Source organism: Pseudomonas sp. MAG002Y (assembly GCF_019400845.1).
Classification (GTDB): domain Bacteria; phylum Pseudomonadota; class Gammaproteobacteria; order Pseudomonadales; family Pseudomonadaceae; genus Chryseomonas; species Chryseomonas luteola.
Genome location: NZ_WOEJ01000004.1, coordinates 69,688 through 88,465 on the forward strand (window position 1 = coordinate 69,688; position 18,778 = coordinate 88,465).

Genomic DNA, 18,778 nt, shown 5'->3' on the forward strand with positions numbered 1-18,778 from the left:
GTCTCCTTGGGTTCGATAAAGTCAGGGCCGAGTCGTCTCTACTTCAAATAGTTGCCATACCCCACCATAGCAATCGAAGCCAGGATGACCACGATGCCTGTCAGCAGGATGCGTTTGTTACGTGCTGAGGTGCCGTGCCATTCACGGAAATACAGCCCCCACAGGTTCGACACGACAATGATGAAAGACATATGCAGCACCCATGAGCTGGCGTCGTTGTTGAGCCGACTCTCGCCCATGCCATAGAAGAAAAACTGTAGAAACCAGATCGTGCCGGCGCTGGCTGCCAAGAGGTAATTGCGCAGCAGCGGCGTCCGCGAGTCAGTGTAGTTGCGGAACGAGCGGTTTCGCCGATTGAGTAGCAGACACCAGATGGCGTTGGTGGTCAGCCCGCCCCACATGATCAGCATGAAAGTGACGTTGTTCTGGAACAGGCTATTGGTGCCCTGGGCTACAGCCGCTTCAGCCAGGGGCCGCCCGGCCGAAATGCCATAACTGAAGCAGGCGCTGAGCACGCCGGAAATGATGGCGACCGTCCACCCCTTGGCCAGGGAAAACTCTGCCACACTGGCCTGCTTGGTCGCCTCGGAGACCTCGCGCTCCTTGATGACACCCGCCCGCCCACAGATGGCAATGCCCACAAGCGAAATGGCAACGCCCGCCAGCACCCAATGTCCACCTGCGCTGGCGACCAGCTCGGTAAAGGAGCCTCGGGTTTCGTCGGTGAACAGGTCCTTGTAGATTGCAGGCATCAGCGCCCCAAGGGCGGAGGTTAGGCCCATGATGATGGACATGCCCAGCGAAAGCCCCAGGTAACGCATGGTCAAGCCAAACGTCAGACCGCCAACCCCCCACAGCACACCGAAGGTATAGGTCCAGAGCAACGTGGACGTATCGGCCTCGCCGATGATATGCGTGAAGTTGGGGACAGTCAGCACGGCCGCCACCAGTGGTACGAACAACCAGGAGAACAGGCCGCCAATGATCCAGTAGCTTTCCCAGGCCCAGCCCTGCACTTTCTTATAAGGGATGTAAAAACTGCCAGAAGCAAAGCCGCCAATAAAATGCAGGATGACACCCAGCAGGATGACCTCCATCAAGCATCTCCTGCCGTCAGTACAAAGACGGGCGAGAGCGGTACGCTTAACGGTGACTGGTCCGGGTTCGTTGCCATGATGTCTGCCATGTAATGCCACCAGCGCTTCATCACTGGCAAGTTGGGCAAGTCATCTAAAGCATGCTCACTGCGGTGCGTCAGTACGGCATAGAGCGCGTGCGTCTCAGGGTCAAGAAAGATGCGATAGTCCTCGACACCGGCGGCCAGCAGCGCGTCGACCAGCTCAGGCCAGATCTCATCGTGCCGGCGCTGGTACTCTTCAGCCTGCCCGGGATGCAAGGTCATACGGAACGCTTTTGTTGGCATTATGGCGGTCCCTTGTCTGGCGGCGCGGTTCCTCCGCGCCGCGCTCCTTTATCAGTGATCGTAGGGTCGATGTAGCTGGCACTCGGGGTTTAGCCGTACCCCAAAGCCGGGCTTGTCCAACACGGAGGCTTTCATGCGGCCATTGATCGGGATCGGCTCGTCCAAGAGCTGTGGGTTGAACATCGGCACGACCTTGTCCGCCTTGGGCGCCATCATCAGGAATTCCGAGAATGGGCTGTTGGTGCGGGTAATGACGAAGTGGTAGCTGTAGACGGAGGACCCATGGGGCACGACCAGCGCGTTGTGTGCATCAGCCAGCGCCGAGATCTTGATCAACTCGGTGATACCACCGCACCAGCCCACGTCCGGCTGGATGATGTCGCAACAGCCCATCTCCAAGAGCATACGGAAGCCCCAGCGGGTCGCCTCGTGTTCTCCCGTAGTGACCAGCATCCCGCTCGGCACTTGCTGACGGAGGGCGGCGTAGCCCCAGTAATCATCCGGCGGCAGCGCCTCTTCGATCCACTTGAGGCCAAACTCGCTTGCCGCATTGGCCAGGCGGGTCGCGTAGTTGAGGTCAAGGCTCATCCAGCAGTCGAACATCAGCCAGAAGTCGTCCCCCACCCGCTCACGCATGGTGGCCAGCGTTTCGATGTTCTTGCGCAGCCCTTCTTCACCCTCAGCGGGGCCGTGCTGAAGCGCCAGCTTGCCGCCGATAAAACCCATTTCCTTGGCCAGATCGGGCCGTGCGCCGGTGGCATAGAACTGAAGCTCGTCCCGCACGGGACCGCCCAGGAGCTGATGGACCGGCTCCTGGCGAATCTTGCCGAGCAGGTCCCACAAGGCCAAGTCCACGCCCGAAATGGTATTGAGGACAATGCCCTTGCGCCCGTAGTAGAGGGTCGCGTTGAACATCTGGTCCCAGATCTTTTCGATGTCCGTTACCTTGGCGCCTTCGATGAAGCGCGCCAAGTGCTTCTCGACGATAAAGGCGCCCAACTCACCACCCGTGGTAACAGCAAAGCCTACCGTCCCGTCGCTGGCCTCCACTTCCACCACCAGGGTGCCTAGTACGTTAATGCCAAAGCTGCGGCGGCTCTGCCGGTACTCGGGATACTTTGCCATGGGCGTGGAGATATGGTCGTCGATCCAATGACCATCGCCTTGGTCGTGATAATCCGCACCGCCGCCCCGTAGAGTGAAGGCACGAACGTGTTTAATGGTGGGCATGCTCATGGGCGTCTCCTGGCAGCGTATTAAGTGGCGTAGCGGCGCGTTTGATGGGCGTCGAAGGACTGAAGCGGTGAACAGCAAGAATCAGCAAACCGGCCAGAAGGCTGGCGCCGGCAAGGAAGTAGAGGCCGGCCGCGGTGGAGTCAAAGGCAGTCTCGGCCCAGCGCTTGAGGTTGGGTGCCATGAAGCCGCCCAACGCGCCGATAGAGTTGATCAGGGCGATGCTGCCCGCCGCCGCGCTTCCGGCGAGGTAGGCTGAGGGAAACGTCCAGAAGATCGGCTGGACGGCAATGAACCCAGAGGCGGCAAAACACAGAGCGACCAACGCCAGCAGCGGCGAGCCGAACGCTACCGAGGCGGCAATACCCAATCCGCCCATAGCGACGGTAAGCGCCGCGGTTGCACGGCGATTACCGGTGCGATCTGAATAGGCCGGAATCAGGTAGGCGGCTGCAAGCGCACATACCCAGGGAATGGACGTGACCAAGCCAACCATAAAGCCGACCTTCTGCTCTAGCAATCCCGCTACTTGAGTCGGCAGATAAAACACCACGCCATAAACGCTGGTCTGGATCAGGAAATAGATCAGGCACAGGTAGAGGACGCCGGGATGAGTCAGTACCTTGAGCAGGCTTTTACCGTGGGCGAGTTTCTCGCGGTCCTCACGGTCAAGCGTCTCTTGCAACGCCCGGCGCTCCTCAACGGCCAGCCATTTGGCATCACCCGGACGATTATCCAGATACCAGTAGGCCCAGACGCCTACAACGGTCGCCAGGAGTCCTTCCACCATGAACAGCCATTGCCAACCATCCAGCCCGCCCAGCCCGTCGAACTCGAGCAGCAGGCCGGAGAGTGGACTTCCGAAAATAAACGCCAGTGGCGCGCCAAAATAAAAGAACCCCATAGCCCTGGCACGGGCACCTTGGGGAAACCAGTATGTGAGGTAAAGAATGACGCCCGGAAAGAATCCGGCCTCGGCCACGCCCAACAGGAACCGCAGCACGTAAAAGGTCGTCTCGTTGTGAGCGAACATCATTGCCGCCGAGATCAGGCCCCATGTCACCATGATTCGGCACATCCAAAGCCGGGCACCGACCTTGTGCATGATCAGGTTACTGGGCACCTCCAGAAAGGCATAACCGAGAAAGAAGATCCCGGCGCCAAAGGCAAATGCCGCATCCGAAAGGCCAGTGTCTGCCTGAAAGGCAGCCTTGGCGAACCCTACGTTGGCGCGGTCCAGAAACGCCAGGACATACATGAGCAGGAGAAACGGCAAAAGCCGCCAGGAGACCTTCTTGATGATGTGCGGAGACAATGTGTTCACGCCAGTTTCCTCTTGGAATTGTTATGGGGCGTGGAGCGACGTACGAGACGGCAAGCACTAGCGTGTGGGCAGTCTCTCTCGATGACGTTTAGCGACAGAGGAAGAAAGGTCGAAACAGGCGTGAGGGCATCTGAATGTAGGGGCGGCATGAGGCAAGCGGAGCATGACGGTCACCTTGTTTTTGTTGTAGGCGCCTTGAATCTAAGCGCAGAAGCGATGCCTGACTAATCGAAATAAACTTACATCCGATACCCTTTATGCATCGGTCATGATTGCTGTGCCTGTCGTGACTTCCAGCGATAGGCCTGTCTGGAGTTGAGATAAAACACTTTCTCCTGAGCTACCGATGTTTTCGTAGCCAAGTAGGCCTGCGTCAGGCCAATGGTTTTATCCAGCGAGACGAGATGATCGCTGTTGGGCCAGTCACTGCCAAACAGGATGCGATCTTCGCCGAATAGCGACCATAATCGGTCCAGGTGCTCCTGGTAATACGCAACGTCCAGCCCCACTGTTCCCTGTATGCGCTGCGGCACTTCGGAGAGTTTCATGAAGGCCGTTGGTCGGGCAGCGAACGTCTCCAGGTCTCGCCAGTACGCGCGCTCTTCAGCAGGAGGGACCTGGGCATTAGGCAAGTGATCCGCCACGATACGAAGGTCTGGGACAGCATCACTTACCTCCAGCAGCGCAGCGATCAGGGATCGCGTCGGGTTGGCACTGTCCAGTGCTCTGCCGCTCTGAGCCAGAAGGCGCAACCCTTCGATAAAGCCAGGCTTTCGAAGGTCTTCTGTTAAATCACGATCCCATAGGTTGCCGTAGCGCATCCCCAGAAATAGGGGCTCGGCTGCCAGCCGGTCGAGGTCAGCCGCAAAGCGTTGATCGTTTGGCACCAGATTGCCGACAAAGCCCACCATGCCAGTATGGTGCCGTACGGCCTCAAGCAGCCAGTCGTTATCCTTTCGCCAGGGGCTGGCCTCTACGGCAATCGCACCCACGACGCCCAAGGGCGCTGCCTGGGCGAAATATTCGTCCGGCAATGTGCGGCGATAGATAGTATCGCCTGGTTCAGGCCACGGAATGCCCTCCGGGCGGTGCGTATCGAACAGATGAATGTGGGCATCAAGTCGTGGTCCCTGGTAAACCGCAAGGGTTTCGCGAGCCTGTGCGAATGCCTGTAGGGCAGGTGCCGCCATGGCTGCCAAGCCTCCAATCAGAAAGGGTCGTCTTCGCATAACGAAGCGTTAGTGTGCGTCGTAGCTACAACGGATAGATGACGTAGCCGGCAGGTGAGAGAAAGGAGGTGTGCATGGTGAATTCCTTTTTTATTGTTGGAGTCCACTCTTTAGCTGTGATGGCGCGTGATTACCAATAATAATTAGGTCAACACCGATACCCAGGCGGCATCGTTCGCTAAGGAAGAACAACAATGAACGTATCCGCATCCGCGCGCGCCCTATTCAATCGGCTGCGTTACAAGCACCTGCTCATGCTGGTCACGTTGGGCAATAGCCAGAACTTGCATCGCGCCGCGCAGGCCCTGAACATGTCGCAACCGGCGACCACTCGCATGCTGCAGGAAATCGAAGATGCCTTTGGCTGCGAGCTGTTTGAGCGCCAGACACGAGGTATGAAGCCTAATGCGCTGGGCGAAGAAGTCCTGCGCTTTGCCCGCACCGCCCTAACGCAGCTCGACCGCTGCGCCGAAGACATCACCGATCGCCAGCAAGGCGGCTATGGGTATCTCTCCATCGGCACCATCATGGGCGCAGCGCCCGATCTGGTCGTTCAGTCCATCGCCGACATGAAGCGTCAGTACCCTCGCCTCAAGCTGCGGATCATGGGAGACACCAGCGATCAGCTCATCGAATTACTGGACCAGGGCACCATTGACCTCGCTGTAGCACGTCAAAATGCGGAAAGTGACCGGAGCCGCTATCAGTTCGAGCCGTTGGGTAACGAGCATCTGGTCGTAGCCGTACGGGCCGATCATCCCTTGGCGGGGCGCGACCAAATCGACCTGAGCGAGCTGGTCAGCCAATGGCCCTGGATCTTACAGCCGTCCTCCAGTCCGGCCCGCATGGCACTGGAGCGAGCCTTCGAGCGGCTTTCGCTACCCTCGCCGCGAGACGTGATCGAATGCAGTTCGGTCTTTGCCATGCTGCAGCTGGTGCAGATGACCGAGGCGATTCTGGTGCTGTCCGAAACGGTAGTCTCGGACTATCTGCGGACCGGGCTCGTCGTGCCGCTTCCACTTGAAATCGAGGAAGAGATGGCGCCCTATGGCGTGCTGCTGCGCAAGAACGAACCCCTGAGCCAAGAGTTGGAGACCTTTCTCCAGCTCCTGCGCCGACGCGCCAATGATCTCGGACTCAGGCCATAAGCCTGACTGTTAAGCTATGGGCCTCTAACGGATAGATCACCTGACATGACCCCACGCATACCCTTCTGGCAAAACGCTGCGCAGCTCGACGGCGACGCTCCCCGCAAGTGGCTGTTTGAAGATGAGGGTTCCTTGACCCAGCGCCTGACGCAGCTCAGCGGTAACCGCTTTGCGGTGGACGTCATTACTGAAGGATGGCAGCCGCTAAGGGCAGATGAATGCAAGGCCCTGGACGCGCCGTCGGAGACGCTCGGCTGGGTACGCGAGGTTTTCCTGTTAGGTACGCAGACCCGCTGGGTGTTTGCCCGCAGCGTGGCAACGCGCGAGGCGCTCGAGGCCTCAGGGTTTGAGCTGGCTCAACTGGGCCAACGCCCACTAGGCGCTCTGCTGTTCAGCGATAACGCGTTTAACCGCGGCCCGCTGGAGGCCACGCGTTACCCTGCTGGCTGGCTTCCACAGGAAGAAGTGCAGGGTCAGGAGCCGCTCTGGGCTCGGCGTTCGGTCTTTCGCCGGGACGGCCTTGGCGTACTGGTTGCCGAGGTGTTTCTGCCGGCGTTCTGGCAGTTCCTGAAAGATCAGAGGCTATAATCGGCCAGCCCGCCGTAAAACGGCTCGGGCTTTCGTTCATTCCGATACGGCGCCGCAATGAAAAAGAACCGCTCCCGTAAAAAACCACAGCCCGCTGCCTCGCTTGCTACCGCCGCCCCGCAGAAAATCATCGGGACCACCCGGCCTAGCAGCCGCATCAAAGACTTCGTCCAACTGACGCGACTGGACAAGCCCATCGGCATCTACCTGTTGCTCTGGCCAACACTCTGGGCCTTGTGGATTGCGGGCGAAGGCCGCCCGAGCGTGAAGAACATTATTATTTTCGTGCTGGGTGTCGCCCTGATGCGCTCGGCGGGGTGTGTAATCAATGACTTTGCCGATCGAAACTTCGACGGTCACGTCAGTCGTACCAAGGCGCGCCCGCTGGCGACCGGCAGGATAACAACCAAGGAAGCTCTGATTGCCTTTGCCGTGCTGGTTGGGCTCAGCTTCGTGCTGGTGCTGTTTACCAACGCCATCACCATCTGGATGTCCTTTGGCGCCCTGGGTATCGCTGCGCTGTATCCCTTCATGAAGCGCTACACCTATTACCCACAGGTGGTGCTGGGCGCAGCTTTCTCCTGGGGAATGCCGATGGCCTTTACCGCCGAAACCGGCTCGCTTCCACCTGAGGCCTGGCTATTATTCATCGCCAACGTGATCTGGACGGTGGGATACGACACCTATTACGCCATGGCGGATCGGGAAGACGATCTGAAGATCGGCGTGAAATCCACTGCCATCCTGTTTGGCGACGCAGACCGCATCATCATCGCGACGCTGCAGGGCCTTACCTTGCTCTGCCTGCTCCTTGCCGGTGCGCGCTTTCACATGGGCGCGTGGTTCTATCTGGGCCTTGTGGTGGCGCTAGGGTGTTTTGTCTGGGAATTCCTGAGTACACGGGACCGGGACCCCATGAAATGCTTCAAGGCTTTTTTGCATAATCACTGGGCAGGCCTGGCAATCTGGATAGGGATTGTGGTGGATTATTTGGTGCGCTGATCAGGCGGCTTCAGCTTTTTCCCATGCCTTCGGCGCTTCACGTTCTCTGCACACTTACAGAGAACGTGAAGCCAGGGCGCAGCGCCTATTGGATACCGGAACAAGCGGTTCTGGTGACTTTACGGCGGCTTTCACGAATGACTCGCTTACCCCTCCCTGGCACAGGCGATCACTCAGTCGGGCTTGATGAGACCCTGACCCAATCAATCTGAAGTGTTTCACCGCTTCCCATCCGCTGCAAATGATCAGCGACCACCCCTTCCATCCGCTCCAGCTCTTCAGCAGGAAACTCGATCTTTGCTAATAACACGTCGCCTTGCGCCTCAAGGTGACAGGTTCCCGCCGGGAACTGAATGAAGCCCTTTCCGTCATCAAATTCCACCTGGAATTTATGCCCCCAGTGCTTGCATAACCGTGTGATGTAGCGGCCTGGACTGGCCGTGGCGATACGGGATTCGGACGATGCCATAATCGATCTCCTTGAAGAGGGGGTGGGTTTGTGTGCACGCCGCTGTTGCCAGGCGACAGCCAGCCCGCTGAGGCTGATGATCGTCATACCGACCAGGGCGCCCTCGTCAGGTACATGATCAAAGAAAATGAATCCCATCAACCCTGCACAGATAATCTGTCCGTAGCTGAAGGGTGCGAGCAATGCTGGCGGCGCATAGCGGAATGCCTGGGTCAGCAACAAGTGTCCGCCCATTCCACATGCGCCTAACCCTATCATCAAAATGGCATGCGTCCAGCTCGGCGGCTCCCAGAAGAAGGGCAACAGTGATGTCATGATCACACTGTTCACCAGCCCGGCGATGAAATTGCTGGTGGTAGGGCTGTCGGTCGAGGAAAGAATGCGGGTCAGGATCTGGTAGATACCAAACATCACTGCGGACCCCAGCGGTAGCAGAACAGCTGGCGTAAACAGCGAGCTACCTGGGCGAATGATGATCAGAACACCAACAAAGCCGGTCACCACAGCGATCCACTGCGGCCGGGTCACCCGCTCTTTCAACAGGGGCACCGACAGAGCCGTTACGATCAGCGGAGCGAGGAAATTGACCGCCGTGGCTTCTGCCAGCGGTAGATAACGCAGCCCGGCCGTAAAGAACAGGCTGGTCCCGATCAGGCACAACGCCCTGGCGATCTGCAGTCCGGGCCGCCGTGTGCGGATCACTCCCATCCCCATGCGAGGCCCGAAGACGCCCAGCATCAACACCGTATGGGAAACGTAACGGGCCCAGACGACCATCACGATCGGGTAGAAACCCGACAGGTATTTGGACATCGTGTCATGGCTGGCAAACAAGAGTATCGCGAGACAAATCAGCCCGATGCCCTTGAGCGGTTGCTCGGCAAGGCCGGAAGACGACTGAGGGCTCATTTATTGTCCTGATCGAGCACTACTGATTAGCAGGCTAAGCACTTGATCGCATAAAGGCCTGGCCCGCATGGGTAAGTCCAGTATTGAACAGATGAGCCGGGAAAGAAAAGCAGAAACAGCCCTGGGCAAGCATAACCAGGGCCTAAGGGAATCAGGCCGGCTGCACCTGACGGGCACCGCCACAGGCATTGCGCAGGCTGAACTCACGCAGCTCGTGCTCTTCGGCTTCCAGAACACCGGGCAGTCGTTCACGCAGGAACGCCACGAACGTCTTGATCTTGGCGTCCAGGTACTGACGGGACGGATACAAGGCGTACACGTTCAATTGTTGCAATTGATACTGCGGCAGGACACGAACCAGCGACCCGTCACGCAATCCTTCGATTGCAGAGTAAATTGGCAGGATTCCAATGCCCAGGCCCGCCTGGATCGCTTCAGTCATGGCATCGCCCACGTTGACCTGGAACGAGGTTGTGCCGATGGTGACCATCTCCTGCCCGTTGGGTCCGTCGAAAACCCACTTTTCCAGCGGCACGACCGGACTCACCAGTCTCATGCAGTCATGACTTGGCAGATCCGATGGGCTGCGAGGCAGGCCACGCGCTTCGACATAGGCAGGCGACGCACACAGGATGCTGTAGGTATGGCCGATGTTCTGGGAAACAAAGCCGGAATCCGGCAGCTCCGTCGCGACCACAATCGCCACATCGTAGCCTTCATCGAGCAGATCTGGCATACGATTGGCCATGGTGAGGTCAAAGTTGACCTCGGGAAACTGCTGACGATAGCCCGCAATCGCCTTGATCATGTAATGCTGACCGATCCCGGTCATGGAATGGATACGCAGCTTGCCGGCCGGCCGCGCATGGGCGTCGCTGGCTTCGGCTTCGGCCTCTTCAACATAGGCCAGGATCTGCTCGCAACGCAGCAGGTAACGCTGCCCCGCCTCGGTCAGGGCGATCCGGCGGGTGGTTCGATGGAGCAGGCGGGTACGCAGATGCGCTTCCAGGCTCGCAACGGCCCGGGAAACATGCGCGGTGGTGGTGCTCAGCACTTGCGCCGCGCTGGTAAAGCTGCCGCTTTCGGCAACACAGGCGAAAACGCGCATATTGTGCAATGTGTCCATGATGCCCCTCATTAGTTAGCAAATAAATTTTGCCATGAACGCAAGAGGGCCATTATTACAAAATGTGAGATAAACATTCACAAACCAGCCGGCTTATCTCAAGACAAGGGGTTTCCTAGAATTCACGTAGGTTTGAGCGACTCTCCCCTCGAATATCTGGACGCCTTCTGTGTCATTCCCCTGTAAGAATTCGCTGCTTGGCATAAGCTTTTTTGTTCTGACTTCAACAATCTCCGGCTGTATCAGCACCCACGGTATCGCGCCGGAGGCTCAACGTATCGATGCCGACACCCTGGCTACGGACGATGCCATCCGTGCGGCCAAGCTGGACGCCCAATGGCCGGCCAGCCAGTGGTGGCGCGCCTATCGTGATCCCCAGCTGGACCGGTGGATCGCTGAAGCCCTGACCAGCAATCCGTCACTGGCAGCCGCAGCGGCACGGGTACGCTCGGCCAAGGCAATGGCCGGACTGGTGGAATCCGCCGAGGCGCCCCACGTAAACGGCAGCGTTGACCTGCGCCGTTACACCTGGCCTACGGATAACTTCTATGGCCCGGGCGAGCTGGCCGACCGTACCACCTGGAACAACACCGCCTCCCTGGGACTCAGCTATAAGCTCGACTTCTGGGGACGCGAGCATGATGACAGCGAGCGTGCTCTGGATCGTGCCCATCAGGCAGCTGCCGAAGAACGTGTTGCGGTGCTCGAGCTGACGACCAACATCGTGCGAGCCTACATCCGGTTATCGTTGCAATATGCGCAACGTGATGTGGTCCACGCGACCCTGGAACAGCAGGAGCAGATCGCCAAACTGGCGAAGCGTCAGCTGGAAGGCGGCATCGGCACCCAGTTCGAGGTCAGCCAGGCCGAAGCATTGTTGCCGGAAACGCATCGACAGATCGAAGCCCTGGACGAAGCCATTGCGCTTTCTCGCAACCAGCTGGCCGCCTTGGCCGGTAAAGGTCCTGGCGACGCCGCCTCGCTGACACGCCCGCAGCTGCAACTGGGTGCCATGCCAACCCTGCCCTCCAGCTTACCACTGGAGCTGGTAGGTCATCGTCCCGACGTGGTGGCCATCCGTTGGCAGGTCGCCATGAACGCCAAGGGTGTCGATGTAGCCCGCGCCGATTTCTATCCCAACATCGATTTGATGGCGAGCATTGGACAATCGATGACCATGGGCACCTTCAAGGAATTGTTCACGGCCAAAAAGACGGGTTACTCCTTTGGACCGGCTATCTCGCTGCCCATCTTCGATGGCGGTGAGCGCCGCTCGCAGCTTGGTATCGCATCGGCAGGCTACGACGCTGCGGTTGCACATTACAACCAGACCATCATCGAGGCGCTGAAGGACATCTCCGATAACCTGATTCGTCTCGACTCGGCCAACAAGCAGGCCGACATGGCCCGTGAGTCCGTGGAAGCGGCGCAGCGCACCTACGACATTGCCCGCAAGGCCTTCGAGCGCGGCCTGACCGATTACCTGCATGTACTGGACGCCCAGACCCGTCTGTTTGCCCAGCAACGGGTGGAGCAACAGGTCCAGGCCATGCGCCTGAGCGCCCAGGCCGGTCTGATTACCGCTCTGGGTGGCGGTGCCATCGCGCCTGAAGACGGCCCGGACGAAAAGGACCTGAAACCGGCACGTGTCGATATTGCCAAAAAGCCCTAAGGCCCTCATGAAAGCAGAAACGACTTCCACCCCCTCCACCAGCGCGTTTCGCCAGGCGCTTAACGCCTGGGCGAGAAGCGACGGTGTCATGTGGATCTACCTGTTCAAGGTACTGATCGCAGCCGGCCTGACCCTCTGGCTTGCCATGCGCCTCCAGTTGCCGCACCCATCTTCAGCGGTCATCACCGTCTTCATCGTGATGCAGCCGCAGAGCGGCCAGGTGTTTGCCAAAAGCGTCTATCGGTTGCTGGGTACGGTAGCAGGCCTGATCGCCATGCTGGCGCTGGTTGCCCTGTTTGCCCAGGAGCGGGTGCCCTTCCTGGTCTGCATGTCAGTCTGGATTGGCCTGTGCACGGCCGGCGCCATGCGCTATCGCGATATGCGCAGCTACGGCTGTGTGCTGGCAGGCTATACCGCAGCGCTGATCGGCATTCCCGCTGTCATGAGCCCTGAAGGTGCTTTTATGTCAGCGGTTATGCGGGTGCTGGCGATTTCGTTGGCCATTATCTGCAGCGGTATCGTCTCGGCAGCCCTTTTTCCGCAGACCACAGGCGCAGCCATGCGCAACGCTTTGTACAACCGCTTTGGCACCTTTGCAGGCTACGTAGCCGATGTGCTGCGTGGCAAGCTGGAGCGGTATGTTGTGGAGAGCGGTGGAGTGCGCTATGCCGCCGAGGCCGTCGGGCTTGAAAACATGCGCAGCGCCACAGCTTTTGAAGATCCGCACATGCGCATGCGCAGCGGTCGTCTCTCGCGGCTGAACAGTGAGTTCATGACCATGACGACCCGTCTGCACGCCCTGAGTCGATTGCTCCTGCGGTTGCGCCAGCGGCAAGCTGACGTTGTACTGTCAGCATTCGACATGGCACAGGCTGCATTTCTGGAGCTCCTGGACAGCGTGCGTGGTCAGCCGCTGACACCACCGGACGCGGCAGCGGTCGCTGAACGTCTCTCGGCCTTGAGCGACCACACCCGCGTACGCATTCGGGAAGCCCGTGCTTCGCTACTTGCCAACACGCCCTCCAAAGAAGATCGGCTGGACTTCGAGACGGCTGCCGAGCTGCTCTTCCGTTTGGTGGACGATCTGCACAACTACGTCCAGACCCATGCGTCCCTGGCCGCTCCGCACCATGTACGCGAGCAATGGAAGGCGCGCTTCGTGGCCAAGGCCAATGCCATGGCAGCAACCGTGGCAGGTGTACGAACTGCCCTCATGGTGCTGCTGCTCAGCCTGTTCTGGATCATGACGGCCTGGCCCTATGGCGGCATGTTCGCCTCCAACGCGGCTGCCGTGGCCGCCCTCGCCTCGTCCAGTCCGATGCCCCACAAGACCGCCCAGCAGATGGCCATCGGTGCATTTTTCGGCGTTACCGTAGGCTTTTTCATGAACTTCTTCGTCTTCACCCAACTGGATGGATACTGGATGCTCATGTTCGCCCTGGCACCCGTCTTCATGCTGGGCAGCTTTGTGGCCCTGCGTCCGGGTTACATGGGTTACGGGCTGGGTAGCATGGTGTTTTTCTGCTTTACCTCGATTCCCGACAACCCACCGGTGTATGACCCGTCAAACTTCATTAACAACGGTATCGCCGTACTGCTGTCCATGGCGACCACAGCCGCGATTTCCTCGATCCTGCTCCCACCCAACAGCGCTTGGCTCTGGCGACGCCTGGAGCGTGACCTGCGCCGTCAGGTCGTTCGTGTAACGAGTGACCCGCTGCCAGGGCTTTCGAGCCGGTTCGAAAGCGCCACGCGCGACCTGCTCAATCAGGCCTACGGTTTGGCCAATGGCCGTCCGCAGGTGCAGAAGGCGCTGTTGGGCTGGACCTTTACGGTCCAGGAAGTCGGTCAGGCCATCATTGAGCTGCGTCAGGAGCAGGAGCGCCTACCGGCCGAGCCTCGATTTGCCGAAGCGTCCCCTTGGCGTCAGTCGATCCGCGCCATGGGACGTGCCCTGGCCCGCCTGTTCCTGAAGCCAAGCCAGACCAATCTGCAACGTGCGCTCACCGCGGTGGACCAGGCCATTGCCTGCGTTGAAGCGCAGCGTGAGCCCTATAGCCAGCATTTCGATGAGTCGCCGCTGCGTCGCATCCAGAGCCTCCTGCATTTCATTCGAACCTCCCTGCTCGACCCGCACGCGCCCCTGGCGCAATACGCTGCGCCGAGCGAGCCCGCCACAGGAATCGCCCATGCCTCGTGAGATTGCTTTCCACGGTGTGTACCTGCCCACCGTTACCGTGCTGTTCATTGTTGGCCTGCTGGTGATGTGGGTCGTTGATCGCCTGTTCGCCAGCATTGGGCTGTATCGCTTTACCTGGCACCCCTCCCTGTTCCGCCTGAGCCTGTTCGCCTGCATCTATGGCGTCATGGCGCTGACCGTCTATCGTTGAGAGCCTTGTTCCATGACCTTGAAGAACCTTTTTAGCGTATTGGCGACCCTGATCGTCGTGGTAGCCGCACTGGTGATAGGCCGGCTGCTCTGGGTGCATTATATGAACGATCCGTGGACGCGGGACGGACGCGTGCGCGCCGATGTCATCAACATCGCACCGGATGTGTCGGGCCTTGTGGTCAACGTGCCGGTGCATGACAACCAGCTGGTCAAGAAAGGCGACCTGCTCCTGCAGATCGATCCGTCTCATTACGAGATTGCCGTGCATCAGGCCGAAGCCCTGGTCGCTTCGCGCAAGGCAACGCTGGACATGCGCCTGCAAAACGCCAAGCGCCGCGCCGATATCGACAGCCTGGTCGTTTCCAAGGAGAGCCGTGAAGACGCTAGCAGCATTGCCGCGTCGGCCGAGGCAGATTACAAGCAGGCCCTGGCTCAGCTTGAGGCGGCCCGCCTGAACCTGTCCCGCACCCGCGTGGTGGCGCCGGTGGATGGTTATGTCACCAACCTCCTGGTCTACCGTGGCGATTATGCTTCGGCCGGTGCACCCAAGCTTGCGATCATCGACAAGAACTCCTACTGGGTTTATGGCTACTTTGAAGAAACCAAACTGCCCCACGTGAAGATCGGCGCACCCGCCGAAATGCGAATGATGAGCGGCATGGTGCTTAAGGGCCATGTGGAGAGCATTGCCCGGGGTATCTATGATCGGGACAACCCGCAGAGCCGCGAGCTGATCGCCGATGTGAACCCGGTATTCAACTGGGTCCGCCTGGCGCAGCGAATTCCGGTGCGCATTGCCATCGATGAAGTGCCTGAAGGCATAGAGCTGTCTGCTGGTACCACCTGTACGGTCGTGCTCGACGACGGTACAGGTCATGACCACCATAATTGGCTGGGCTTTGCCGACTGATACCGAGTTGCCTTAACAATCAACCAATAAAAAAGGGCTGCACCGAGAGGCGCAGCCCTTTTGGTTTTCAGCCCTGGCGAATCAATAGCCCAGAGCGAAGTCCTCTTCCGCCACATCCATCAGGCTGCCAGCCCCTGCCAGCATCGCTTCGACATGCATGCGGGTACGTGGCAGCAGACGCTGATAATAGAAACGCGCGGTCTGCAGTTTGGCCTTGTAGAACGCAGCCTCATCGGTTCCGGCAGCAAGCTTCTCGCTGGCTACACGCGCCATATCGGCCCAGAAATACGCCAGGCAGACATAGCCGGAGTACATCAGGTAATCCACCGCCGCAGCGCCTACTTCCTCACGATCCTTCATGGCGGCCATGCCGACCTTAAGGGTAACGTCGCCCCATTCCTTGTTCAGCTTGGCCAGCGGCTCGATAAACTCCTTGAGCTCAGCATTGCCTTCCTGCGCCTGGCAGAACTTGTGAACGATCTTGGTAAAGCCTTTGAGCGACTCACCCTGGGTCATCAGTACTTTACGACCCAACAGGTCGATGGCCTGAATACCGGTAGTACCCTCGTACATCATGGCGATACGGCTGTCGCGCAGGTTCTGCTCCATGCCCCATTCAGAAATGTAACCATGACCGCCATAGATCTGCATGCCATGGCTAGCCGCTTCGAAGCCCACTTCAGTCATGAAGGCCTTGGCAATCGGCGTGATGAAGGCCAGCAGCGCATCGGCTTTCTTTCGCTCTTCCTCATCCTGGCTGTAACGGGTCACATCTACCAGCTTGGCAGCAAAGTAGATCATGGCACGGTTGCCTTCAGCGAACGCCTTCATGGTCAGCAACATGCGGCGGACGTCCGGGTGGACAATGATCGGGTCAGCAGCCTTCTCGGGCGCTTTTGGCCCGGTCAGGGAGCGCATCTGCAGGCGTTCACGGGCATACCGGATACCGCCCTGGAAGGCGATCTCCGCATGGGCCAGACCTTGCAAGGCCGTCCCCACCCGCGCCGTGTTCATAAAGGTGAACATGCAGTTCAGGCCTTTGTTTGGCGGGCCGATCAGGAAGCCTTTGGCACTATCAAAGTTCATCACGCAAGTGGCATTACCGTGGATGCCCATCTTGTGCTCGATGGAGCCGCAGGTCACACCGTTACGCTCGCCTATGCCCCCTTCGGCATTGGGCAGGAACTTGGGTACGATGAACAGCGAGATACCCTTGGTACCCGCCGGTGCGTCAGGTAGGCGGGCCAACACAATATGCACGATGTTGTCAGTCAGGTCATGTTCACCGGCAGAGATAAAGATCTTGGTTCCGCTGATCGCGTAGCTACCGTCAGCCTGCGGCTCGGCACGGGTACGCAGCATGCCCAGGTCGGAGCCGCAATGAGGCTCGGTCAGGCACATGGTGCCTGTCCATTCGCCGGAAACCAGTTTGGTCAGGTAGGTGTGCTTCTGCTCGTCGGTACCATGGCTTTCAATGGTGTTCATCGCGCCATGGGAAAGGCCTGGATACATGCCCCAGGACCAGTTGGCCTGGCCGATCATTTCCGACAAGGCAATACCCAGCGACTCAGGCAGACCCTGGCCGCCATGAGCAGGATCATGCGGCAGACTTGGCCAGCCACCTTCTACGAATTGCTGATAAGCCTGCTTGAATCCTGTCGGCGTCTTCACGCCCGACTCGCTCCATACGCAGCCTTCCTTGTCACCGACACGGTTCAGCGGCGACAGGACCTGCTCGCAGAACTTGGCGCCTTCCTCAAGAATGGCGGCAACCATATCCGGGGTAGCATCCTGGCAGCCGGGCAAGCTCTGGTAATGCGCATCATAACCCAGCAGTTCGTCACGGACAAAGCGGATATCACGCAAGGGAGCCTTGTAGTCAGGCATGACTGTTACCTCTGGAATGCATTTTTATGGGAAGGCGCCGCAGGGATCTCCTGACCGGCGTTAAACAGTTGTTTGAAACTTATGTTTTCCTCTGAGGCCTGTCAAGCGTGTCTGACCACAGGCGACACCTGGATACAAAAACGCCGCGAGTGGTTATCCACCCGCGGCGCTTGTATTACACCTTCTCCCCCTGGAGGGAACAGAGGTCAGGCGTAGGTATCGATAAGGCTTCCCAATGTTGCACTGGCTGCCTGGATAACTCGAGAGCCCGCCAGGGCCTCGCGCTTACCCGCTTGCAACTCGACCAGCTGTGCGGCCTTATCTGCCTGATTCTGAGAAGCTCCATCGACGCTGCGAACCTGATCGACACGTGTCTGCGCATCATTTGGCAGGCTGCTGGCTGCAATGGCTGCACCGGCCTGATCGACACGGAACTGGCCCGCCTGATAGGCCGCCACCCCGTAAGTGAAACTGTTTCCGGAAATATTCATAAGCCGCTCCCTTTAACTGCTTGAGGCGTTTGGCCATTGAAGCAGATTCCGGCATCGAACCCTATGATTAAAACGTCATGCTTGCCGCTTCGCTTAGCGTCAGTTCGAATAACCAGGGAACGGTATCAGCCAGGCAATGCCTTCTTGTTAATCTTGCGCGCCCGCCTCTGGTTGGCGCCGAGGAAAAGCCTGGACATCCACTGGTGACTATGTGGGTTCCCATAATGCAGCAAGACCGTTGCGCGTAGTGTATTAGGATCACAAGGCTCATTGGCATGTATGCTTCTATATCCCCAGAAGATATAAAGATTGCCAGGAACAAGTTTTATTTTGATGGGCTTGAGCAGGTTGTACTTGATCAATAACGCTATGAACTTCTGGCTTAATGGATTTTGAATAAGTGCTTTCTCGATAATATTGATGGCCACACTGCTCCTGATACGGCGGGTATTGGGAAACATAATAAAATCGCCACACTGGTCAGTATCATTTGGGATGAAAACAGGCACGAGTGCCGTTAATGCCGTGGCGTCATAATGAAAATAGTTGGACTCTTTAAGACCGGTTTTACCTTGCAGGCAACGCACGGCCGGAAAGATCTCTTCCTCTTCCGGTACCCGCCTGCCCAGACCGGCTTCCTGAACATCCGCCAGCATTTTCCTGAACCTCACCGAGGTGCTCAGCGCCTCGAAAAGACTGCCGGTTACAGACTTTATGCCATGTAGCGCAAAATATTCGGAGTTATGTTTGTGAGTTTCCCGCAGAACATAGTCACGTGCACTTTCAAGTTGTTCCGTTGAAAGAAAGTGTTCAATGACGGCATAGCCTTGCCTCTCGATGTCGAGCACTAGCCGAGAAACGTCTTGAGCATCAATACGCTTGAAGACAGGCATACAAAATCCTTTTCCATTCTTGATATTGTTATAAAACTGGAACTACCACCAACGTCTGAACACCATGAGCAACTATCGGTAA

At 58.4% G+C, this 18,778-nt stretch carries 17 protein-coding genes and 1 pseudogene; 7 read left to right on the top strand and 11 right to left on the bottom strand.

What is annotated here, in order from left to right; genetic code table 11:
• Window positions 1-38: 38 nt before the first annotated feature.
• The 5 genes from rhaT to GM154_RS07300 form a co-directional block, all read right to left on the bottom strand.
• Window positions 39-1,097 carry an L-rhamnose/proton symporter RhaT gene (gene rhaT / locus GM154_RS07280; protein WP_219651629.1) on the bottom strand — a complete coding sequence of 353 codons (1,059 nt, stop codon included), beginning with the start codon at window positions 1,095-1,097 and terminating at the stop codon, window positions 39-41.
• Complete coding sequence (rhaM, locus tag GM154_RS07285; RefSeq protein WP_258019752.1) at window positions 1,097-1,402, bottom strand: L-rhamnose mutarotase; 306 nt, start codon at window positions 1,400-1,402, stop codon at window positions 1,097-1,099. Before rhaM ends, rhaT begins: the two co-directional genes overlap by 1 nt.
• 72 nt (window positions 1,403-1,474) lie before the next feature.
• Window positions 1,475-2,659 carry an L-rhamnonate dehydratase gene (gene rhmD / locus GM154_RS07290; RefSeq protein WP_019366663.1) on the bottom strand — a complete coding sequence of 395 codons (1,185 nt, stop codon included), beginning with the start codon at window positions 2,657-2,659 and terminating at the stop codon, window positions 1,475-1,477.
• Entirely contained in the window at window positions 2,640-3,980 is a 1,341-nt protein-coding gene (locus GM154_RS07295) for an MFS transporter (RefSeq protein ID WP_219651633.1), read from the bottom strand. The genes rhmD and GM154_RS07295 overlap by 20 nt, the downstream gene beginning before the upstream one ends.
• A gap of 266 nt (window positions 3,981-4,246) precedes the next feature.
• On the bottom strand, window positions 4,247-5,170 hold the full coding sequence (locus GM154_RS07300) for an amidohydrolase (RefSeq protein ID WP_219651635.1): 924 nt from the start codon (window positions 5,168-5,170) through the stop codon (window positions 4,247-4,249).
• A 233-nt stretch (window positions 5,171-5,403) separates the two neighbouring features.
• On the opposite strand from GM154_RS07300, the gene GM154_RS07305 reads away from it, so the two are divergent.
• The 3 genes from GM154_RS07305 to ubiA are packed head-to-tail and all read left to right on the top strand — an operon-like array spanning window position 5,404 to window position 7,947.
• The gene (locus GM154_RS07305) at window positions 5,404-6,357 is read left to right on the top strand and encodes a LysR family transcriptional regulator (protein WP_197871386.1); all 954 of its coding nucleotides are present in this window, start codon (window positions 5,404-5,406) and stop codon (window positions 6,355-6,357) included.
• Between the two features lie 45 nt (window positions 6,358-6,402).
• Window positions 6,403-6,945 (top strand): chorismate lyase, encoded by a 543-nt coding sequence (locus GM154_RS07310; RefSeq protein ID WP_219651636.1) that lies wholly within the window; start codon window positions 6,403-6,405, stop codon window positions 6,943-6,945.
• 57 nt (window positions 6,946-7,002) lie between these two features.
• Window positions 7,003-7,947: a 4-hydroxybenzoate octaprenyltransferase gene (ubiA, locus tag GM154_RS07315; protein ID WP_258019753.1), complete on the top strand. Its 945-nt coding sequence runs from the start codon at window positions 7,003-7,005 to the stop codon at window positions 7,945-7,947.
• Window positions 7,948-8,116: 169 nt separating this feature from the next.
• On the opposite strand, the gene GM154_RS25595 is transcribed toward ubiA, so the two are convergent.
• From GM154_RS25595 to GM154_RS07325, 3 genes and pseudogenes are all read right to left on the bottom strand, one after another.
• Window positions 8,117-8,416, bottom strand: coding sequence for a DUF2218 domain-containing protein (locus GM154_RS25595; protein WP_167670396.1), 300 nt, complete (start codon window positions 8,414-8,416; stop codon window positions 8,117-8,119).
• Window positions 8,417-8,452: 36 nt separating this feature from the next.
• Window positions 8,453-9,325 (bottom strand): annotated as a pseudogene (locus GM154_RS07320) (DMT family transporter); the annotation flags it as partial.
• Window positions 9,326-9,476: 151 nt separating this feature from the next.
• On the bottom strand, window positions 9,477-10,451 hold the full coding sequence (locus GM154_RS07325; RefSeq protein WP_010796020.1) for a LysR family transcriptional regulator: 975 nt from the start codon (window positions 10,449-10,451) through the stop codon (window positions 9,477-9,479).
• Window positions 10,452-10,620: 169 nt separating this feature from the next.
• Between GM154_RS07325 and GM154_RS07330 the strand changes: the two genes are divergently transcribed.
• Genes GM154_RS07330 through GM154_RS07345 form a run of 4 tightly spaced genes read left to right on the top strand, consistent with a single transcriptional unit; the run spans window position 10,621 to window position 15,425 of the window.
• Window positions 10,621-12,123, top strand: coding sequence for an efflux transporter outer membrane subunit (locus tag GM154_RS07330; RefSeq protein ID WP_219651639.1), 1,503 nt, complete (start codon window positions 10,621-10,623; stop codon window positions 12,121-12,123).
• Between the two features lie 7 nt (window positions 12,124-12,130).
• On the top strand, window positions 12,131-14,323 hold the full coding sequence (locus tag GM154_RS07335) for an FUSC family protein (RefSeq protein WP_219651640.1): 2,193 nt from the start codon (window positions 12,131-12,133) through the stop codon (window positions 14,321-14,323).
• Window positions 14,313-14,513, top strand: a complete 201-nt coding sequence (locus tag GM154_RS07340; RefSeq protein ID WP_010796023.1) for a DUF1656 domain-containing protein — start codon at window positions 14,313-14,315, stop codon at window positions 14,511-14,513. Before GM154_RS07335 ends, GM154_RS07340 begins: the two co-directional genes overlap by 11 nt.
• 12 nt (window positions 14,514-14,525) lie before the next feature.
• The gene (locus GM154_RS07345) at window positions 14,526-15,425 is read left to right on the top strand and encodes an HlyD family secretion protein (RefSeq protein ID WP_219651642.1); all 900 of its coding nucleotides are present in this window, start codon (window positions 14,526-14,528) and stop codon (window positions 15,423-15,425) included.
• An 81-nt stretch (window positions 15,426-15,506) separates the two neighbouring features.
• Here the strand turns inward: GM154_RS07345 and GM154_RS07350 are convergent, their stop codons facing one another.
• The 3 genes from GM154_RS07350 to GM154_RS07360 form a co-directional block, all read right to left on the bottom strand.
• A complete protein-coding gene (locus GM154_RS07350) occupies window positions 15,507-17,312 on the bottom strand; it encodes a phenylacyl-CoA dehydrogenase (RefSeq protein WP_074826939.1) in 1,806 nt (601 codons plus the stop codon).
• 206 nt (window positions 17,313-17,518) lie between these two features.
• Window positions 17,519-17,803 (bottom strand): hypothetical protein, encoded by a 285-nt coding sequence (locus GM154_RS07355; RefSeq protein ID WP_074826941.1) that lies wholly within the window; start codon window positions 17,801-17,803, stop codon window positions 17,519-17,521.
• Between the two features lie 125 nt (window positions 17,804-17,928).
• On the bottom strand, window positions 17,929-18,696 hold the full coding sequence (locus GM154_RS07360; RefSeq protein ID WP_219651644.1) for a hypothetical protein: 768 nt from the start codon (window positions 18,694-18,696) through the stop codon (window positions 17,929-17,931).
• Between the last annotated feature and the right edge of the window lie 82 nt (window positions 18,697-18,778).

Excerpts from the sequence above, each read along its gene's own strand:
- rhaT (WP_219651629.1), bottom strand. The coding sequence starts at position 1,097 with ATGGAGGTCATCCTGCTGGGTGTCATCCTGCATTTTATTGGCGGCTTT.
- rhaM (WP_258019752.1), bottom strand. The coding sequence starts at position 1,402 with ATGACCTTGCATCCCGGGCAGGCTGAAGAGTACCAGCGCCGGCACGAT.
- rhmD (WP_019366663.1), bottom strand. The coding sequence starts at position 2,659 with ATGAGCATGCCCACCATTAAACACGTTCGTGCCTTCACTCTACGGGGC.
- GM154_RS07300 (WP_219651635.1), bottom strand. The coding sequence starts at position 5,170 with ATGGCGGCACCTGCCCTACAGGCATTCGCACAGGCTCGCGAAACCCTT.
- GM154_RS07305 (WP_197871386.1), top strand. The coding sequence starts at position 5,404 with ATGAACGTATCCGCATCCGCGCGCGCCCTATTCAATCGGCTGCGTTAC.
- GM154_RS07310 (WP_219651636.1), top strand. The coding sequence starts at position 6,403 with ATGACCCCACGCATACCCTTCTGGCAAAACGCTGCGCAGCTCGACGGC.
- ubiA (WP_258019753.1), top strand. The coding sequence starts at position 7,003 with ATGAAAAAGAACCGCTCCCGTAAAAAACCACAGCCCGCTGCCTCGCTT.
- GM154_RS25595 (WP_167670396.1), bottom strand. The coding sequence starts at position 8,416 with ATGGCATCGTCCGAATCCCGTATCGCCACGGCCAGTCCAGGCCGCTAC.
- GM154_RS07325 (WP_010796020.1), bottom strand. The coding sequence starts at position 10,451 with ATGGACACATTGCACAATATGCGCGTTTTCGCCTGTGTTGCCGAAAGC.
- GM154_RS07335 (WP_219651640.1), top strand. The coding sequence starts at position 12,131 with ATGAAAGCAGAAACGACTTCCACCCCCTCCACCAGCGCGTTTCGCCAG.
- GM154_RS07340 (WP_010796023.1), top strand. The coding sequence starts at position 14,313 with ATGCCTCGTGAGATTGCTTTCCACGGTGTGTACCTGCCCACCGTTACC.
- GM154_RS07345 (WP_219651642.1), top strand. The coding sequence starts at position 14,526 with ATGACCTTGAAGAACCTTTTTAGCGTATTGGCGACCCTGATCGTCGTG.
- GM154_RS07350 (WP_074826939.1), bottom strand. The coding sequence starts at position 17,312 with ATGCCTGACTACAAGGCTCCCTTGCGTGATATCCGCTTTGTCCGTGAC.
- GM154_RS07355 (WP_074826941.1), bottom strand. The coding sequence starts at position 17,803 with ATGAATATTTCCGGAAACAGTTTCACTTACGGGGTGGCGGCCTATCAG.
- GM154_RS07360 (WP_219651644.1), bottom strand. The coding sequence starts at position 18,696 with ATGCCTGTCTTCAAGCGTATTGATGCTCAAGACGTTTCTCGGCTAGTG.